This window comes from Plebeiibacterium marinum (genome assembly GCF_026013615.1).
Lineage (GTDB): Bacteria > Bacteroidota > Bacteroidia > Bacteroidales > Marinilabiliaceae > Saccharicrinis > Saccharicrinis marinus_A.
The window spans coordinates 38,979-58,149 of the sequence record NZ_JAPDPI010000005.1; the positions used below are offsets into that span (position 1 = coordinate 38,979).

Annotated in this window: 12 protein-coding genes and 1 pseudogene; 11 read left to right on the forward strand and 2 right to left on the reverse strand. The window is 34.4% G+C overall.

All coding sequences use genetic code 11. From position 1 onward, the window contains the following. Nucleotides 1–74 precede the first annotated feature (74 nt). From OM074_RS03905 to OM074_RS03920, 4 genes are all read left to right on the forward strand, one after another. Nucleotides 75–2,459, forward strand: coding sequence for a glycoside hydrolase family 2 TIM barrel-domain containing protein (locus OM074_RS03905; protein WP_301197979.1), 2,385 nt, complete (start codon nt 75–77; stop codon nt 2,457–2,459). Between the two features lie 649 nt (nt 2,460–3,108). Continuing rightward, a complete protein-coding gene (locus tag OM074_RS03910; RefSeq protein WP_301197980.1) occupies nt 3,109–5,889 on the forward strand; it encodes a DUF8487 domain-containing protein in 2,781 nt (926 codons plus the stop codon). 463 nt (nt 5,890–6,352) lie between these two features. Next, the gene (locus OM074_RS03915) at nt 6,353–7,747 is read left to right on the forward strand and encodes a sugar porter family MFS transporter (RefSeq protein ID WP_301197981.1); all 1,395 of its coding nucleotides are present in this window, start codon (nt 6,353–6,355) and stop codon (nt 7,745–7,747) included. A gap of 756 nt (nt 7,748–8,503) precedes the next feature. Next, the gene (locus OM074_RS03920) at nt 8,504–9,514 is read left to right on the forward strand and encodes a PDDEXK nuclease domain-containing protein (RefSeq protein WP_301197982.1); all 1,011 of its coding nucleotides are present in this window, start codon (nt 8,504–8,506) and stop codon (nt 9,512–9,514) included. 270 nt (nt 9,515–9,784) lie between these two features. On the opposite strand, the pseudogene OM074_RS21465 reads toward OM074_RS03920, so the two are convergent. Beyond that, nucleotides 9,785–10,171: pseudogene (locus OM074_RS21465) on the reverse strand (transposase); the annotation flags it as partial. Between the two features lie 892 nt (nt 10,172–11,063). On the opposite strand from OM074_RS21465, the gene OM074_RS03925 reads away from it, so the two are divergent. From OM074_RS03925 to OM074_RS03945, 5 genes are all read left to right on the forward strand, one after another. Next, nucleotides 11,064–11,627, forward strand: coding sequence for a Crp/Fnr family transcriptional regulator (locus tag OM074_RS03925; RefSeq protein WP_301197983.1), 564 nt, complete (start codon nt 11,064–11,066; stop codon nt 11,625–11,627). A 238-nt stretch (nt 11,628–11,865) separates the two neighbouring features. Next, a complete protein-coding gene (locus OM074_RS03930; RefSeq protein ID WP_301197984.1) occupies nt 11,866–12,471 on the forward strand; it encodes an FMN-dependent NADH-azoreductase in 606 nt (201 codons plus the stop codon). 853 nt (nt 12,472–13,324) lie between these two features. Beyond that, the gene (locus OM074_RS03935; RefSeq protein WP_301197985.1) at nt 13,325–13,999 is read left to right on the forward strand and encodes a hypothetical protein; all 675 of its coding nucleotides are present in this window, start codon (nt 13,325–13,327) and stop codon (nt 13,997–13,999) included. Between the two features lie 47 nt (nt 14,000–14,046). Next, nucleotides 14,047–15,237, forward strand: coding sequence for an MFS transporter (locus tag OM074_RS03940; RefSeq protein WP_301197986.1), 1,191 nt, complete (start codon nt 14,047–14,049; stop codon nt 15,235–15,237). A gap of 65 nt (nt 15,238–15,302) precedes the next feature. Beyond that, the gene (locus OM074_RS03945; protein ID WP_301197987.1) at nt 15,303–15,533 is read left to right on the forward strand and encodes a hypothetical protein; all 231 of its coding nucleotides are present in this window, start codon (nt 15,303–15,305) and stop codon (nt 15,531–15,533) included. 113 nt (nt 15,534–15,646) lie between these two features. Here OM074_RS03945 and OM074_RS03950 read toward each other — a convergent pair whose 3' ends face one another. Beyond that, nucleotides 15,647–16,543 (reverse strand): helix-turn-helix domain-containing protein, encoded by an 897-nt coding sequence (locus OM074_RS03950; protein WP_301197988.1) that lies wholly within the window; start codon nt 16,541–16,543, stop codon nt 15,647–15,649. 341 nt (nt 16,544–16,884) lie between these two features. On the opposite strand from OM074_RS03950, the gene OM074_RS03955 reads away from it, so the two are divergent. Next, entirely contained in the window at nt 16,885–18,231 is a 1,347-nt protein-coding gene (locus OM074_RS03955; protein WP_301197989.1) for a sugar porter family MFS transporter, read from the forward strand. Between the two features lie 38 nt (nt 18,232–18,269). Then, on the forward strand, nt 18,270–19,166 hold the full coding sequence (locus tag OM074_RS03960; protein WP_301197990.1) for a carbohydrate kinase family protein: 897 nt from the start codon (nt 18,270–18,272) through the stop codon (nt 19,164–19,166). Nucleotides 19,167–19,171 lie beyond the last annotated feature (5 nt).

The following is a 19,171-nucleotide window of genomic DNA, read 5'->3' on the forward strand; positions in this document are numbered from 1 at the left end:
GAGTACTAAATTTGCTGGAGTTATTAGGTTTAATCATATCTGGCTAGTTCGGATGTACGCAAAAAATTATTGTTATGGTTCAAAGGTTGTTTTCCATTTTTGTTTTTATTCTTATTTCTACTTCAAATTTTTATTGTCAGGGCTTTGGTGAAAGGGTGTTGTTAAATGACAGTTGGTTCTTTCATTTGGGTGATATGAAGTATGGCGGCAGAGAATCTATGGATTGCAGTAAATGGGATATTGTGGAACTCCCACATGATTGGAGCGTGAAACAACATGCAAGTCCTGAATTGGCTAGTTGTACAGGATATTTACCCGGAGGTATTGCCTGGTATAGAAAAAACATCACAATACCAGAAGCGAAAAAAGGCGAAAAAGTGTACGTTTACTTTGAAGGCGTATACAATAACAGTGAGGTATTTATCAACGGAAAATGGTTGGGAAAACGGCCCAATGGTTATATTTCCTTTATGTATGAGTTAACTCCATATATTAAATGGGGTGAAGAAAACTCTGTTGCCGTAAGGGTAGATCATAGCCAGGATGCTGATTCGCGTTGGTATACGGGATCAGGTATTTACAGAGATGTTTATCTTGTATATGCAAACCCTGTTCATATCGACCTTTGGGGGGTATATTATCAGACTGAAATGAAAGGCAATCAGGCCATAATTGAAACCAATACCACTATTAATAATGCCAAAAAAACCTCTTCATTAAAAGTAGTGCAGGAGATATTTGATGCAGAGGGGAACAAGGTGGCTTCCGGTTCAAAGAATGCAGTTGCCAAAGCTCATACTACAACTGACATTGCTCAGTATATTCATCTTAAATCACCTAAGCTCTGGAGTGTAAAATCACCTTATTTGTATACCTTAAAAACAAAAGTGATTGAGAACTCGAAAGTCATAGATCAGAACGAAACAAAAGTTGGAATCCGAAGCATAAAATTTGATGCAGACAAAGGTTTTTCTTTAAATGGAGAAAACATGAAACTCAAAGGTGTTTGTTTACATCACGATGCCGGTATTTTAGGGGCTGCAGTTTATAAATCGGTTTGGAGAAAGCGTTTAATGCAATTAAAGAGCCTGGGATGTAATGCCATCAGAACCAGTCATAATCCTCAGGCTTCGCATTTGTATGAATTATGCGATGAGCTTGGTTTTTTAGTGATGGATGAGGCATTTGATGAATGGGAATACCCTAAAAACAAGTGGATTGAAGGTTGGAATAAAGGAACCCCCGGTCACCAGGGAACTTCTCAATATTTTAGGGAGTGGAGCGAACGGGATATAAAAGATCAGGTGATGAGGGACAGGAACCATCCTTCAATTGTTATGTGGAGTATTGGTAATGAGGTGGATTATCCCAACGATCCTTATACGCACCCAATATTGGATGAAGAAGGAATAGGTCAGCATCATAAGCGAGGTTATTTGTCAGATCATCCTAATGCTAAGCGTCTTGGGGAGATTGCAAAGGAGTTGGTTGCTGCTGTTAAAGAAGCAGATACTTCAAGGCCTGTTACAGCTGCACTGGCCGGAGCAGTGATGTCAAATTATACCGAATACCCTTTTGTACTGGATATAGTGGGCTATAACTATACCGAATATAAGTACGATACGGATCATGATAAATATCCTGAGAGGGTTTTGTATGGAAGTGAGAACAGGCATGATTTACCGGCATGGCACGCTGTTAGGGATAAAGACTTTATTTTTGGGCAGTTTTTATGGACCGGGTTTGACTATCTGGGAGAAGCTGGTGCATGGCCTTCTCGTGGTTTTACAACCGGTCTGATTGATCTTGCAGGTAATATAAAACCCAGGGGATATTTTCGTCAGTCGCTATGGCTGGAAAGCCCCATGGTTTATGTTGGAACATATAAACCTCATGGCGATTGGTTATCGATGGATGCCCCTAAAGTATGGAATTATAACGATCAGGATAAGGTGAGGGTTGTATGTTATACCAATTGTGAAGAAGCTGAGCTGTTTTTGAATGGAAAAGTTATTGGTGAACGTAAACCATATAATGATGAAACCGGGATTATATATTGGGATGTTAATTATGAACCGGGTGAATTAAAGGTGGTTGCATATAATGGGGATGAAAAGGTTGTTGATGATTCAGTTGTTACAAATACTCATCCTGTTAAATTAGCAGGAGACGTTCTGAAGTCAGCTGATGATGAGTTGTACCAAATTATAGTAAAGGTTTTGGATAAAAATGGAAATCAGGTGGTATTAGGTGATAATGAGATTACCTGTAATATTAAAGATGGCGTACTTTTGGGCATGGAGAATGCTTCGAATGATGTTTCATTGAATTATCAGGACAATGTTCAGCGTTGTATTCATGGGCAACTTTTGATTTATGTAAAAAAGGTGGATAAAAACAAACCTGTGGAAATAGAAATTTCCAGTCCTATGCTGAAACCGGTGATAATAGTAATTTAGGGGAAGGATGAGGTGTTGTAAGTAGCAGGTATGTAGTATGTTAAATGTGCTTATCTGCTGCTGTTTTTTTACTCAAAGTTTCCATAATAAAGCGATTATGCTTTTTCTGCCATAAAAAAAATAATTAAGCATTTACGAATTTCTTCAGTATCTTAATTGAAAAATTTTCCCTTCTTTTTTTATACAATACATTAATATGTGTTGCTTGCGATTATTAATTTCTTCTTTAAGATGATTCTTGTTCTAAAAAAATAAGATAGTCCATTAAAACCAAAAATACATCCATTTTGAGTGTCCGTGAAAACAAGGATATTTGTAAAAGTTGGAAGAACGAATAATAAGAATATGCTTCATTCTTCCTTCTTCTATCTTCAGGCCTTTTTTTGCCAGACAAAAGTCTTAAGTTAAAGAAAAGTTTTACTGGGTGTTATAGATACAATAGTTCGTTAATTTTTTATAAGTGTTAGAATATGAGATATTTAATAAAATCAACTTAGGTTGGGTAAAGATTTGATTTTAAGCATCTTGCAAATAAGTCTCTAGTCTCTTATCTAAAATCTAACGATCTGTTAAGATAAGGGGGATAACTAAAATATATAAATTAATAATCCATTTTTTTCACATATGCAAAAGGTAAAATTTAAACATTATGAACTATAATTATTTAAGGGTTAAGAACTGTGGGGTATTAGTCTGTTTAATACTTTTGTTAACCAATTGTACTACTACAGAAGATAAGAAATTTATTTCCTTGAAAGGAGAATGGGTGGTTACTTTGGATAAAAACGATAAAGGTAAAAACGAACAATGGTTTAACACAATTCAACCCAATGCGCAGCCTATAACATTACCCTCAACTCTGGATGAAGCTGGTATAGGTGAAAAAGTTATTGTTGAAACTAAATTGGATAAGGACGTTCTGTATCAATTAAGCAGAAAAAACAAATATATAGGAGCTGCCTGGTATCAAAAAGAAATTCAAATTCCGAACAGTATGTCTGACAAAGAAATTGTTCTGGAGATGGAAAGGGTTATCTGGAAATCGGAAGTTTGGATTGATGGAGAGTATAAAGGTACAGATAATAGTTTAGTTAGTGCTCATCAGATATCATTGGGTAAGATTACTCCAGGTAAACACCTTATAACTATTTGCATAGATAATTGTCAGCAGTATGATTTGTTTGATAATAGCCGGGGTAGAACTCTAACGCATTCATATACTGAAACTACCCAGATTATGTGGAATGGTATTTTGGGTAATTTCAATTTAAAAGCATTACCTGCTTATTCAATTGATGATTTACAAGTTTATCCAAATATAGAAAAAGGAAAAGTAGAAATTGTAGCTAAAGCCAAAGGTCAATCAGAAAATGATATAACTATTCATATTATTGATGGGTTAGGTAAAGAAGTATCTTCAGTACAAACAAAAGCTGAAGAAAATATTGAAGTTGAATTGAGTGGGGATTTTGCGGCTTGGGATGAGCATCATCCGGTTATTTATACAGCTCAGGTTAAAAATACTACAGGAGATATATTGGCTCAGACAGATTTTGGATTGCGCAAAATTCAATCTGTTGAAAATAATATGCTTTTAAATGGAAAACGATTGTTTTTAAGAGGAACTCTGGAATGTTGTATTTTCCCATTAACAGGTCATCCCCCGTTAAATAAAGAGGGTTGGTTAAAAGTATTTCAATCGGCAAAATCTTATGGTTTAAATCATATCCGTTTTCATTCATGGTGTCCACCAGAAGATGCATTTCAGGTAGCTGATAGTTTAGGATTTTACCTTCAGGTTGAGATGCCTAACTGGTCACTAAAGTATGGACAGGAGCCGGAAATGGTCAAATGGATGGAAAGTGAGGGAGAACGTATGATTCGCAATTATGGTAATCACCCTTCGTTTTGTATGATGGCTATGGGTAACGAACTGGAAGGGGATTATGAATTATTAACTGGCTTTGTAAAGAGATTACAAAAAGAAGATCCAAGGCATCTTTATACAACTACAGCATTTACATTCCAGAAACCACATTCTGAGGAGCCCGATGAGGTAGATGAATATTGGATTACTCAATGGACTAAAGACGGATGGGTGAGAGGACAGGGTGTATTCGATGATTATGCGCCAAGTTTTGATAAGGATTATCGAGCAAGTATTGAGTTTTTGGATATACCTTTAATTACGCATGAAATAGGCCAGTATTCAGTTTACCCAAACCTAAAAGAAATTGAAAAATATACCGGAGTATTGACTCCCAAGAATTTTGAAGCTATTAAAGCTGACTTAGAAAAGAAAGGCAGATTAGATAAGGCAGATGATTATTTAAAAGCTTCTGGTCAATTGGCTAAAATTCTTTATAAGGAAGAAGTAGAAAGAGCTTTAAAAACACCTGGAATCAGCGGTTTTCAATTGTTAGATTTACATGATTTTCCCGGACAAGGAACAGCTCTTGTGGGTATGCTTGATGCATTTTGGGATTCGAAGGGAATTGTAACCGGAGATGAGTTTAAAACTTTTTGTAATGATCTTGTTCCATTAATTAAGTTTGAAAAGGCAGTTTATACCAACAATGAAGTGTTTAAAGCTAAGGCTGAAGTAGCTAATTATTGGAAAAATTTAGATGCACCTACTTTTAATTGGAGTATAACACAAAAGGGATCAGTTTTAAAATCAGGTAGTCTTAAATCAAAAATTATCAAACAAGGTAGCTATGCAGAAGTTGGTGTTTTTGAATTTGAATTAAAAGATATTCATGAACCTCAAAAGTTAGATATTACCTTAAGTTTACAAGGAACAGATTATAAAAATTCATGGTCTGTATGGGTGTATCCTCAGGTTCAAGAAGTTGACAAAAAAGATGTAGTAGTTACATCAAGATGGAATGTAGCAGAGAGTGCTTTAAATGAAGGAAGAAAAGTATTATTTACTCCTGATTTAAAAGAAATAAATGGAATTGAAGGTAAGTTTGTTCCTGTATTCTGGAGTCCGGTTCATTTTCCAAATCAGCCAGGAAGTATGGGACTTCTTATTAAGGATCAGCATTCATTATTTAATGAATTCCCTACCGAATATCATACAAACTGGCAGTGGTGGGATTTATGTAAACAATCAAAATCGTTAGAAGTAGATAGAATTGTTGTTGATCCTGTTATTACTGTAGTTGATAATTTCTTTAAAAATCGTGATTTGTCAAACTTGTTCGAAGTTAACGTAGGTAAGGGTAAGTTAGTATTTAGCGGGATTGATTTACATTCAAATATGGATAGTCGCATTACAGCAAAAGCTTTGTTAAATAGTATTGTAGATTATATGAATACACCTGAGTTTGCTCCTAAACAAACGGTTACATTTAAGTCATTGAGTGATTTGTTTCAAAGGGATCCGGATGCAAAGGAAGCTGCTAAAATAGGTTTGTATGAATAGTGGAATGGAGTATAGAAAAGGATGAAAGGAGTAAAGAAAAAGCAGGATTGTAATAGTTTTTTGTTATTTCTTGATTTTTGAGTTGAAATACTAAGATAGTCCATTAAAACCAAAAATACATCCATTTTGAGTGTCAGTGAAAACAAGGATATTTGTAAAAGTTGGAAGAACGAATAATAAGAATATGCTTCATTCTTCCTTCTTCTATCTTCAGGCCTTTTTTTTGCCAGACAAAAGTCTTAAGTTAAAGAAAAGTTTTACTGGGTGTTATAGATACAATAGTTCGTTAATTTTTTATAAGTGTAAGAATATGAGATATTTAATAAAATCAACTTAAGTTGGGTAAAGATTTTATTTTAAGCATCTTGCAAATAACTCTCTCGTCTCTTATCTAAAATCTAACGATCTGTTAAGATAAGTGGGATAACTAAAATATATAAATTAATAATCCATTTTTTTACATATGCAAAAGGTAAAATTTAATACACGTTACATTCTGTCAATCTCATTAGTTTCTGCCCTTGGGGGATTGCTGTTTGGTTATGACTGGGTAGTTATTGGAGGAGCAAAACCATTTTATGAGCAATTTTTTCATATTGCAGATCAGCCAGCCATGCAAGGATGGGCCATGAGTAGTGCTTTAATTGGCTGTTTAGTAGGTGCCGCAATATCTGGTATGTTAAGTGATAAGTACGGACGAAAACGTTTGTTGATATTTGCTGCTTTCATGTTTACACTATCTGCCATAGGCACTGGAATAGCTAACGATTTTACTGTGTTTATTATATATAGGTTAATTGGAGGAATTGGTATTGGATTAGCGTCAACTCTATCTCCAATGTATATAGCTGAGATAGCTCCGGCATCCATGCGGGGACAATTTGTTTCGCTTAACCAATTAACAATTGTATTGGGGATTTTAGGTGCGCAGTTGGCAAACTGGCAAATAGCAGAACCTATACCGGATCATTTTACAGAACTGGATATATTAAATTCATGGAATGGGCAGATGGGATGGCGCTATATGTTTTGGGCTGAGATTATTCCTGCAGGAATCTTTTTCTTGTTAATGTTCTTTGTTCCTGAAAGTCCAAGATGGTTGGCAAAATCAGGAAATGAGTCAAAGGTTGAATCTATTCTGATGAAAATTGGCGGTAAAGAATATGCTGTGCAGGAGTATAATAATATCCACGAATCATTAAAAGGCGAAACCAAAAAGGTAGATTATAAAGAATTATTTGAGCCAGGAATAAGAAAGGTCCTTTTAATTGGTATTGTGTTAGCTGCTTTCCAGCAATGGTGTGGGATCAACGTTATATTTAATTATGCCGAGGAGATTTTTAAAGCTGCCGGTTATGGCGTGTCGGATATCTTGTTTAATATTGTGATTACAGGTATTATCAATGTGATATTTACGTTTGTTGCCATATATACCGTTGATAAATTAGGTCGTAGAGCGTTAATGATTATTGGTTCTGCCGGACTGGCACTCATATATATTCTGGTAGGTCTTACTTACTTTTTTCACATTACAGGAGTGGCCTTGTTGGTATTGATATTATTGGCTATTGCTACCTATGCCATGTCATTGGCCCCAATTGTATGGGTGGTTATTTCAGAAATATTCCCGAATAGAATCAGAGGCGCAGCAATGGCTATTTCAACAATTGCTTTGTGGACAGCAAGTTTTCTTTTAACCTATACATTTCCATTATTAAACGAAGCATTGGGTGCAGCCGGAACGTTTTGGTTATATGGAGTAATTTGTTTGGGAGGATTCATATTCATCTATAAAAAACTGCCTGAAACAAAAGGAAAATCATTGGAAGAAATAGAAAAAGAGATTATTAAAGAATAACTATAGGCAAATATCACCATTGCCAAAAGAAATTTTACACTACAGGTATGGACCATGGGTTCATACAATACACATATCAATTATATAAAACAAAACGCTGTCATCTTGTTAGTTGCCAGCGTTTTGTTTTTAATGAGGTATTTATTCCAATTTCATTCTATTTTAACCATAAAAGAACCCAACGAGCACGGACAACATGAGTAAGTTCTTTGGGAAGCTCCCTTTCCTAAATAGTTATGATGTAAAGAGGCATCAAATTTCAATGAACAACAAACAATGATCAAGGAAGGACAAATTGTTCATTGCTCATTGGTCATTGCTAATTGATATTCTGTACTAAAATGATTTTGATATGCGTTTAAAGTATGTGTAAATCGGCTGTAAATTATGGCATGTGGCAATATTGAATACTTTATAGTATAAAGTAAAGTAATTTAAAATCATTTATTACTTTTGTTGGGCCTAAAAACATGTAACGACAATTTTATTATTACAATGTTCTCAATAATACCAAAAATAAAGAGTAACTATGGAGCTGATTGTATTAAAAAACAAGCATGCATTTTTAACCAAAATTTTAATAACCAAATAATACAAAACATATATATATTCGTTAAATCAATTAGTTACAAAGGTAATTGTCCTTGTATATAATGTATATAAAGCTAATGTATTTAGGGAAATGTTACCAGCAAGGCAAAAAGAGCAATCTGCAAAATATTTAGGCAACTTGATTTGATTTTGTATTTTTGAAATATGGATAAGCAAACACAAGGGACTGAAATATATCAAAGACTAGTCGATACAATTGGAGTGACAATTGAGAGTGCTAGACAAAAAGCAATTCAAGCTGTTAATAATGAATTGCTAAGTGCAAATTGGGAGATTGGAAAGTATATCGTAGAATACGAGCAACATGGAAATGAAAAAGCTGAATATGGAAGTGCCTTATTAACTAATTTAGCAAAAGACCTGAAAGCTAGATTTGGAAAGGGATTTAGCAAGAGTAATATTTACTTAATGCGACAGTTTTACCTCAAGTATCAGATTTTCCAGTCAGTGACTGGAAAATTAACATGGACTCATTATGCTGAATTATTGGGAGTTTCCGATGACAATGCAAGAGGATTTTATGAAAAACAAAGCATAAATGAAAACTGGAGTGTACGAGAACTTAAAAGACAGATTAGTTCATCATTATTTGAAAGATTAGCATTAAGTAAAGACAAAAATGGTGTCTTAAAAATAGCAGAACAAGGTCAATTAATTACAGAACCGAAAGACATTGTAAAAGACCCATACGTTTTAGAATTTCTTCAAATTCCGGAAGAACATAGAATGACAGAAAGTAAATTAGAACAAAGGATTATTGATAATCTTCAGACTTTTTTACTTGAATTAGGCAAAGGCTTTTCCTTTGTTGGTAGACAATACCGAATAACTTTGGATAATGACCATTATTACGTAGACTTAGTTTTTTATCATAGAATTTTGAAATGTTTTGTACTTATCGACTTGAAAACAAAACACGTAAAACATCAGGATATTGGTCAGATGAATATGTATCTGAATTATTTCAAAGCGGAGGAAAATACAGAAGGAGATAATCCTCCAATTGGTATTGTTTTAGGAGCTGACAAGAACGATATATTAGTGGAATATGCAATTGGAGGGATTTCAAATAATATATTTGTTTCAAAGTATCAATTGTATCTGCCTGACAGAAAAGTATTAGAACAAAAAGTAAAAGAATTGATAACAGAATAAAGCCCAGCTGGTAATAACTAAGCGTCCTGCCTGTTTGTAAAACAGAGGCTGGATGCGTTGTTGACGAAAACCGGCCCAAGCGATCTGTATTATGGGGATTGATAAATTTTAAGAGAGCATTTTTAAGGAATAAAAGACTGCATATTTAAGGAATAGGTTTGTTTCTTATCATATTTTAAGACATGCCTAAATGTATAGAGTCAATTTTTAGAGACTTCACATTGCTAAATTTTTAAAATAGGATATAGCAAAGCCATTCACCATTAGGTGTTATTTTAATTCTATCATGTAATTTGCTCCAAGTGGGATAACTATTTTAGGAGGGCCTCTGATGTCTAAACGAGCAACAATGACCAGATCGCCAATTTTGCAACATGGACATTTGTTGTGTTTAAGAGGTTTATGTTGAGGTATCACAATTTCGTCCAATTGTTGTTTTGCTAGTTCATGGACCTTAAATTTAATGGCAGAGGACAATATTCCATAATGCCTGATTCGGACAAATCGTTTGGGTAAAATGTGTAATGCAAAACGCCTTATAAACTCAGGGTTGGTTATTATATCGTGTTTTTTGCCACCTTTTCTGTAGTCTTTGGCAGTAAACGTTACTTTTCCGTTTTCAATATTCTGGACACCATGGTTTGATATGGCTATTTTATGGGTATACCTCTACCCAAATATTCGATAACTTTGTCTTTCTCCCTTCTCCGTTTAGTGCTAAAGTACATTGAATAGAAGTACAAAAAAAATAACAGTAATTTTACTGTAACTTTTTTCAACTGTAACGTGTTGGTAATTAGCAGTTAGTGATTTGTGACTGTTTTGCTTTTGATTTTTTTATACCCCCATAATGGCTTAGAATTCCACTTTTTGCCCAAAATGCCTGTTTTCGATTCCACTTTGGGGTAAAAAAGGCTGTTTTCGATTCCGATTTGGGTTTTTTTTGCACTTTTTGCGAATTTTCTTCGCACTTTCTATGCAAATCTTCGCACCGTCTTCGCAAAACCTATGCATATGGTATGCACTTTCAATGCATCAGCTATGGGTTTGTTATGGACCACGTTCGCCCTTTTACACGGGTGTAACACAGACTCATCGCAGGTTCTTTGCCATAAGGGTGCGAAGAACCTGCATTAAACCTGTGATAAAAATGTGTGGAATGGCAGACGTGTATCAGAGTTGAGTAGGAGAAGGGTACTTGAATATGCATTGAAAATACCCCCAATAGTACAGCGTCATATGCTTGTTATGCCATGGGTGGGTAAAATAAACTGAAATAAATACAGGAACGACTCCCATCCCCAAGCTTGTTGCATCGTACTTTACCTCAGGGCAAAGAGGAAGAATGTTTACCGTGAAGAGGGATGGTTTGGGTTGAAATACAGAGCAGATAAGATCAATGCCAGGTAAATTAAAACAGCATCTATGGCTACTTATTTTGGTTATCCGTCTTTATTGTTTATATAAAAATGTATTATTTCAATAAGGTTTTTACTATAATAGCAGTTATTATCCTATATTGAATTGTCCTTTTATAGATAAAACTGCAATGAATGAATTTTTAAGACACGTTAATAATATTTCTACTGTATCAAATGAGGTATCCGAAAATTTACAGAGATGTATTAAAACAAAAACTTATGAAAAGGGAGAACTGATACACACAATTGGACATGTTTGCAGGCATTTGTTTTTTGTAGAATCCGGTTTGGTTAAGCATTTTTACTATCATAAAGGAAGTCAGTTTGTATTCAGGTTTTTTGAAGAGAAACAGTTTTTTATTGCTACCGACAGTTTTTTCAATAATCTACCTGCAGACTATTCCACCGTTGCATTGGAGGATACAATCATTCACTATCTTCAGTACGAAGACTTTGAACGTTTGTGTAATCAACATCATTCTTTTGAGAGCTTTGCCCGTAAGTTTGTTTCGGTTGTAGCGTATACAGCCATTTCTAACCTAAAAGGATTGCTCTATCTGGATGCAACAGCACGATATGAGAAGTTTTTAAAAGAATACGGACATCTTCAGCAACGAATAAGCCTGGGTGATACGGCAGGATTTCTAGGTATTTCGCAAGTATCATTAAGTCGTATCAGATCGAAAAAGTAACTTTTTAACATATGTAAAAGGAATTGTAATCTGCCAACAATATTTTTGTCATACAATCTTCCAACAATTCGATATCGATTAATCATTAGGTGCACTATTATCTGGAGGTAATAAAACTATTATATGTAATGGTTTTAAATGGAGAAGTTATATCCGCATTACGACACAGATAATGATTGGGAAGAGGAGCGTGTTTAGAGTTGATTATTATTTAAACAAAAAGTTTAATTGAAAGAATATGAGCAAATTGTTGTACATAAAGGCCAATGCAAAGGCCGAAGGTGAGTCAAGGACTTTTCAGATTTCAGATAGTTTTATCGAAACATATAAAGCTAATAATCCTGATGATGAAGTGATAGAATTGGATTTATATGATGCCGGATTGCAGTTTTTACCAAAAGGTAAGATGAATGAGTTAAGAGAGGCTGTTATGAAAGAAGACAAACAGCATCCTGTTTTAAAATTTGCATATCAATTTGCAGAGGCTGATAAGTATGTGATTGCAGAACCAATTTGGAACTTAGGACTTCCTGCTATCTTAAAAGCCTATGTGGATTATGTAGCCATTAGCGGAATTACATTTGCCTATACAGAGCACGGTCCTGTTGGTTTATTAAAGAATAAAAAGGCTTTGAATATTATTACCAGAGGTGGAGATTATTCGTCAGAGCCAATGGAATCACTTGAAATGGCAGATAAATACTTACGTAATATTTTTGGCTTCATGGGTATTACTGATTTTACTACTATCGCAACAGACCGTTTGGATATTATTACAGAGGATACCGCTGCTTTGTTAAGTGATGCTAAGGAGAAAGCTAAAGAGGAAGCATTAGCCTTTTAGTTAGAGTCTGTCCATAAAGTCCGATAACTGCGTTACGCTCATTTTGAAAACGGTCATTTACGAAAGTAAACTTCCTTAATATCAAAATTTCGCAAGCCTTGTTCTCGACCTTCCAGAACAAGACTCTTGAAAAACATTGACTTTATGGAAAGACTCTGATTATTTTACAAAATTGACATTACCCCTGTTATAAGAAACTGCATTTTATGCAGATTTATTTCTACTCTACTTATACCACACTACACTTTTTGTAAGTGATGGTATAAGTTTTATCGGGCATGTTATGCCTTTATCCAATCAATATTTATTATTTAATAAGAACAGCTGTTAAAGATGAAAATAGAATTTAATATTAATGCGAATCAAGTTTTGGATTTATTCTATTCAAAAGGCTTTCAGCCATTTAAGAGTATAATATTCAACGTTTGATTGACATTAATTATTAGAATTTAATCAGCATCAGCCAGTGCATAAAAAAAAGGAAGAGTTGGTGAAATTAATAACATGGGGAGAAGAGGTTGAGTGTCTGAAAAGATGTTGATGTCCTCAATAATAGCAATTTGTAAGCTGTAAATCAACTCTCCTCCTTAAATAAGGAGGAGTACCTCGACGCAGGAGAGGGGAGGTGGTTTTATACCCTTAGAGTTGGAATATATATTAATAGGATCTTGATATTAAAAACCACCTCCCGGCTCGTACCTCGCCGTACTCCTTCTTAAATAAGGAGGAGAGTTTATTCTTTTGGTGGACAATTAATTACGCTTGAGAGTTTTTTCCCGAACACAAGATAGCTTAGTACTGGAAATCTAAACGATTATGATTTGTAATAAATAACAATTAAAAAGAAATTAAAATGAGAAAAATATTAACAGTAATACTACTAATAGTAGTAACAACATTCAGTGCAATTAAAGCACAAGCTCCACAAGACGGACCACCTCATGGATCAGCACCAATTCCATTGGAAATATTTTTAGGAAGTGATGGATACACATCTCAATTGGTACTTGACAGAAACTTTAAAGGAAGTAACAAACTAGGGTATTTTGCCTTATCATATCTTAAAGCAAACTATGATAACGATGCTTATTTAAGAGAGTCTATTAACCTGGCTATGTTTAAATACAATTTATATAAGAACTTCAGTATCCTTTCCGGAGCCATAGTTAATTCTCATTGGGGATTCAGACCGTTTGCAGGAGCTCAGTATGGCTATCATACAAAAGAGTTTATGGGAATGGTAAATACAGGATTTCATCTTACTGAAACTAAAAATTTTGAAACCATTGCCATGGCTGAATATCGCCCTGCAATTAAAGGAGCATGGTCATTATACTCTAAAGTTCAGGGAATGTACAGTCAAAATACTTTAATAGGTGAGCACGACCGTAGTCATTTATACAGTCGCCTGGGTGTTAGCTATAAAGCATTTTCGTTTGGATGTGGATTAAACTACGATTGGTATGGATTTGGACCAATGAAAATTGATGATCATCAATGGGGGATTTTTATAAGTACTATTCTATAAGGATTGCACTTTGGTTGGCAGATTTAGATTTTGTATTTATTAAAAGGATGGATAATAACTTATTAGAGAAAGGAATAAGGGTGAAAAATACAAAAATGTTAGAGTTAACATTGTTATTGGCTAGTATGTTAACCATTTTAGCCAATGCTATTATTGCGCCATCTTTACCTTTAATTAGCAATGCATTTAAAGATGTAAAGAATGTTGAAATATTAACTAAGATGATGTTAACCTTACCTGCATTAACAATTGCAATTATAGCTCCATTAGCCGGAAAGTTGCTGGATAAAATAGGTAGACTAAAGGTGCTGAATATTTCACTACTGATATATTTACTGGCCGGAACTTCGGGTTATTGGTTAGGTGGATTGTATGCTATATTAGCCGGTCGTATTGTGTTTGGATTAGGTGTTGCAGGGATAATGACGGTTTCTACTACTTTAATCGGAGACTATTTTACCGGATCAAAACGAGAACATTTTATGGGCTTGCAAGGTGCATTTGTGGCCCTGGGTGGATTAGTCTTTATAACATCTGCAGGTGTATTGACTGATATTAACTGGCGTTTGACATTCTTAGTATATGGCTTTTCTGCCTTGATACTAATATTGTCACCATTTACTTTGCATGAGCCCAATATTAGCAGAGAAAAAAGTGCATCAGCGTCACATGAATCATTAAAAGTTTCACCATATGTTTGGCTTGCATTATTGAGCGCATTTATTACTACCGTTAGTTTTTATCTGATACCAGTGCAATTACCTTTCTTTTTACAAAAGTTAGAAGGAATCAATGGTAATAAAGTAGGATTAGCAGTAGGCTGTTTACCATTTGCTCAGGCTATTGCCTCTTTTTTCTACAAAAGAGTTAAAATGAAACTGAATTACATAGCCATTTATATTTTAGGATTTATTCCTATGGCCATTGGTTTTTCGGTTATTGGTTTTAGCGAAACCTACTGGCAGGTTATTACAGGTGTTTTAATCAGTGGATTAGGATTAGGTTTACTTATTCCAAACGGAAACCTATGGGTAATGAGCTTAGTTCCCGTACATGTAAGGGGAAAATACATTGGTTTATTAACTACAGCCACCTTTTTAGGTATGTTTTTTTCGCCAATTATTATTCAACCGGTGCAACAATGGGTAGGACTTAACTATAGCTTTATTGTGGTTGGTGTTAGTCTGGCTATTGTGTCATTGATATACTTCGTTATTAAAACAAGAGTGCATGCATAGATTAAACAGGGGACATTAATTCCCCTTTACATTAATCAATTAACTGTAAAATAAAACGATAGTTTATGAAGAATTTTCTAAAACAAGGAATTATAGGTGCTTTTATGGGATTTGTGATGAGTTTTATAATGAACTATTTTACAACTCCGGTACCAGATACTTTAATGGATCATGCCATTGGGCATGGAATAACAGGAACTATAAGTGGTTTTATGGGAGGATTTATGGGCATAATGGGGTACTATGCTCAACAGAAAAAGAATAAGAAAATAAAGTGTAAAACCACTAATGATTAGTCAAAAAATATAAATATTCCTGGTTGTGGTATTATATAAATCAATAAATAGGATGCATTGAATTTTCATAAAAAGGGTGTCTCAATTTTATACACCCTTTATATTTCTATAAACTAATTCATATTTCGGTACTCACTGGGCGACATGCCAACACTTTTCTTAAACATACGGGTAAAATGCTGAGGATGTTTAAATCCTAATTCATAGGCTATTTCACTAATTGATTTTTCGGTATCAAAAATCTTTTCTTTAGCAACTTCAATCATTTTTAATTGAATATGTTCTTGTGCAGATTTACCGGTTTCTTTTTTTAAAAGATCGCCCAGATAGTTAGATGAAATAAATAGTTTTTCAGCACAATACTTAACTGATGGTAAACCGGATATAAGAGGCTGCTCTGATGCAAAATAATCTTTAAGTACATTCTCAAAACGAACCAGGATATCTTTATTTAAATGGTTTCGTGTAACAAACTGACGTTCATAATATCGTTTTGAATAATTTAAAAACAATTCAAGGTAGGATACAATTAACGTTTTGCTGTGGGTATCTATTGCGTGTTCCAATTCATATTTGATATTATTAAAACATTCATTTATAACACTTCTTTCCCGGGTTGATAAATGTAGCGCTTCATTAACTTCGTAAGAAAAGAATGTATATTCATCAATATGTTTACCCAGAGATGTACCTCTTATTAAGTCAGGATGAAAGATAATGGCATTACCTGCAGCTTGTCTTTTTTCACCATTACTATCAATTCCATAAACCTGCCCTGGTGAAATAAATATAAGTGTACCTTCTTCGTAATCGTAATTATTAATACCGTATGTAATATTTCCGCATTTAATATCTTTTAGAAATATAGCATATAAGTTAATCTGTGTTTTTTTGAATGCAAAAGGTTTCATTTTTGCGAAATCGATAACGCTAACTAATGGATGGAGTGTTTCCTGTCCAGCCATATTATTATATTCCGTTACACTGTTTATTTTAATAATATCACTCATGACTGATCGTTTAATCTGCAATACAAATTTACGTAACTAATTGCTATGTTTTTACATTCCTAACTCAGATTCCGTAATTAAGGTAAGTAATCAAGTAATATGGGTAACCAAAGCGGTTATACTAGTCAAAATCTATATGGTTTGTCTAATTAATTGTGTAACAATAGTGTATCAAATTTGATATTTGTGTAACAAATGTGATAGTTTTTAGTCCGGTGTATCAAATGTAATAGTTATTGAAACCTGTTTGTTAATGATTCTGTTGATCCTTCCATAAATTTGATAATGTAAATGTTTCGATTGCAATTGAAGCAGAATATAACGTTACAAATTTATCAAAAATGAAACAGTACAATATTTTTAGGTTATCTCTACTTATCGCAATGGGCGGTTTTTTATTTGGGTATGATATTGCGATGATGTCCGGTCCAACAGCTCAGATTCAGGAATTATTTAATCTGTCTGATTCGAGCCTTGGATTTACTGTGGCAATTGCCATTATTGGTACTATAATAGGTACTGTTATAATAGGGAAGCCAGCAGAAAAATATGGCAGAAAGCGTTCTCTTATATTCTTATCAGGTATGTTTGCACTATCTGCAATAGGAAGTGCACTTGCTCAAAGCTGGTATATTCTGATGTTTTTTCGTTTTATAACAGGTATATTTCTTGGTAGTACCACTGTAGTTACTCCTATGTTTATAGCCGAAATTTCACCTGCTAGTAAGCGAGGTAAGTTAGTTCTGCTAAACCAATTTTTAGTGGTATTTTCAATTTTTCTGGCCTACGTAATTAACTATGTAATTTCGCAAGCTTTTGCAGGAGAAACCTGGCGTATTATGATTGGAGTAGAAGCTGTTCCTGCAATTATATTTTTCATATTATTATTTTCAGTTCCTGAAAGTCCTCGTTGGTTAGTTAATAAAAACCGTAAGGCAGAAGCACTTCAGGTATTTGAAAGTATTGGTGCTAAGGATCCACATGGAGAGTTAAACTCAGTAGTTGAGGCTATTGAAGCAGAAATGCATTTGGAACATGGTAAACTTTTCGTAAAAGAAAATCGTTTTCCTATCATACTTACTATTCTTATTGCAGCATTTAATCAGTTAGCAGGTATCAATGCCATAATGATTTATGCACCTCGTGTATTTGAAATGGCTGGATTTGCTACAGACTCTGCTTTGCTTCAATCTATATCTATAGGTTTAACAAATTTGGCCTTTACATTCCTTGCCCTGTTTTTAATTGATCGATATGGCAGAAGAACGTTATTAATGGTCGGCTCTGTTGGAATGGTTTTCTTTTTAAGTATGCTGTCTAAAGCATTTTATACCAACAATTTTACTGAGTTTGGAGGTTATGGAGTTATGGTTTACCTAATGGGATTCATTGCCTTTTTTGCTTTTTCACAAGGTGCTGTTTTATGGGTGTTTATTTCCGAAATATTTCCAAATAAGATACGATCTAAAGGACAGGCTCTTGGAAGTTTTACGCACTGGATTATGGCTGCTGCATTAATATGGGGATTCCCAATTGTAGCTGAAATGCCTGGTATTGGAGGAGGTTTCTCATTTGCATTCTTTGCGGTAATGATGGTATTACACTTCTTTTTTGCTTGGAAGCTTATGCCTGAAACCAAGGGTAAAAGTCTGGAAGAAATACAACGTGAGATACAAAACAGAAATTAAAAATCAGTTGAAACACAAATTATTTAGAAAAAAATCAAATGGTACTAAAAGAGAAAAAAATATTATGCATTGGTGAGGTTCTGTGGGATATGCTTCCTACAGGAGCCAAACCAGGAGGGGCACCTATGAACGTGGCTTTGCATCTGAAGAACATTGGATTAAATGTTCAGATAGCCAGCAGAGTTGGAAATGATGAACAAGGACAAAAGTTGATAGATTTTTTGGAACAATCCGGTTTATCCACTGATTTAATTCAAATAGATGATCATCTACCAACAAGTGAAGTGTTAGTTAACCTGGATAACAAAGACCAGGCAAGTTATACGATATGTGAACCTGTGGCATGGGATGCTATTGAATTTACTCCAGAGTTGGAAAAGGTTGCCAATGAGTCAGATGTATTAATATATGGCTCTTTGGCTTCAAGAAATTCTGTTACGTGCGACGCTATTATGAAATGCATTGACAGGGTAGACTTTAAAATTATTGATGTAAATCTACGTCCTCCTTACGATAGACAAGAGATAGTAGAACCCTTAATTGCCAGGGCTAACTTCATTAAGCTCAATGATGATGAAATGAGAGAAGTTGGAAGGTGGTATAACCTGACAGATAAAAGCGAAGAAAGCTTGATGAGCTGGTTAGGTGAGAAGTCGGGTGTAGATACTATTTGTATGACCAAAGGACCAGAAGGTTCTGTATTATTAGATAAAGGTGAATTTCATAAACATAGTGGATATCAAGTAGAAACAATAGATTCGGTTGGCGCAGGTGATGCTTTTTTGGCCGGTTTTATTTCTTCTTATTTACAAGATAACGACCCAATTGAGGCTTTGTATTTTGCTTCAGCTACAGGTGCTTATGTAGCTTCAAAAGAAGGTGCAACTCCTGCTTATGACTTAGAGCAAATTAAATCAATTTTTACTAATTTATAAACAAA

Bases quoted from the DNA above. Each gene is read 5' to 3' on its own strand.
- OM074_RS03905 (WP_301197979.1), top strand. From the start codon at position 75: ATGGTTCAAAGGTTGTTTTCCATTTTTGTTTTTATTCTTATTTCTACT.
- OM074_RS03910 (WP_301197980.1), top strand. From the start codon at position 3,109: ATGAACTATAATTATTTAAGGGTTAAGAACTGTGGGGTATTAGTCTGT.
- OM074_RS03915 (WP_301197981.1), top strand. From the start codon at position 6,353: ATGCAAAAGGTAAAATTTAATACACGTTACATTCTGTCAATCTCATTA.
- OM074_RS03920 (WP_301197982.1), top strand. From the start codon at position 8,504: ATGGATAAGCAAACACAAGGGACTGAAATATATCAAAGACTAGTCGAT.
- OM074_RS03925 (WP_301197983.1), top strand. From the start codon at position 11,064: ATGAATGAATTTTTAAGACACGTTAATAATATTTCTACTGTATCAAAT.
- OM074_RS03930 (WP_301197984.1), top strand. From the start codon at position 11,866: ATGAGCAAATTGTTGTACATAAAGGCCAATGCAAAGGCCGAAGGTGAG.
- OM074_RS03935 (WP_301197985.1), top strand. From the start codon at position 13,325: ATGAGAAAAATATTAACAGTAATACTACTAATAGTAGTAACAACATTC.
- OM074_RS03940 (WP_301197986.1), top strand. From the start codon at position 14,047: ATGGATAATAACTTATTAGAGAAAGGAATAAGGGTGAAAAATACAAAA.
- OM074_RS03945 (WP_301197987.1), top strand. From the start codon at position 15,303: ATGAAGAATTTTCTAAAACAAGGAATTATAGGTGCTTTTATGGGATTT.
- OM074_RS03950 (WP_301197988.1), bottom strand. From the start codon at position 16,543: ATGAGTGATATTATTAAAATAAACAGTGTAACGGAATATAATAATATG.
- OM074_RS03955 (WP_301197989.1), top strand. From the start codon at position 16,885: ATGAAACAGTACAATATTTTTAGGTTATCTCTACTTATCGCAATGGGC.
- OM074_RS03960 (WP_301197990.1), top strand. From the start codon at position 18,270: ATGGTACTAAAAGAGAAAAAAATATTATGCATTGGTGAGGTTCTGTGG.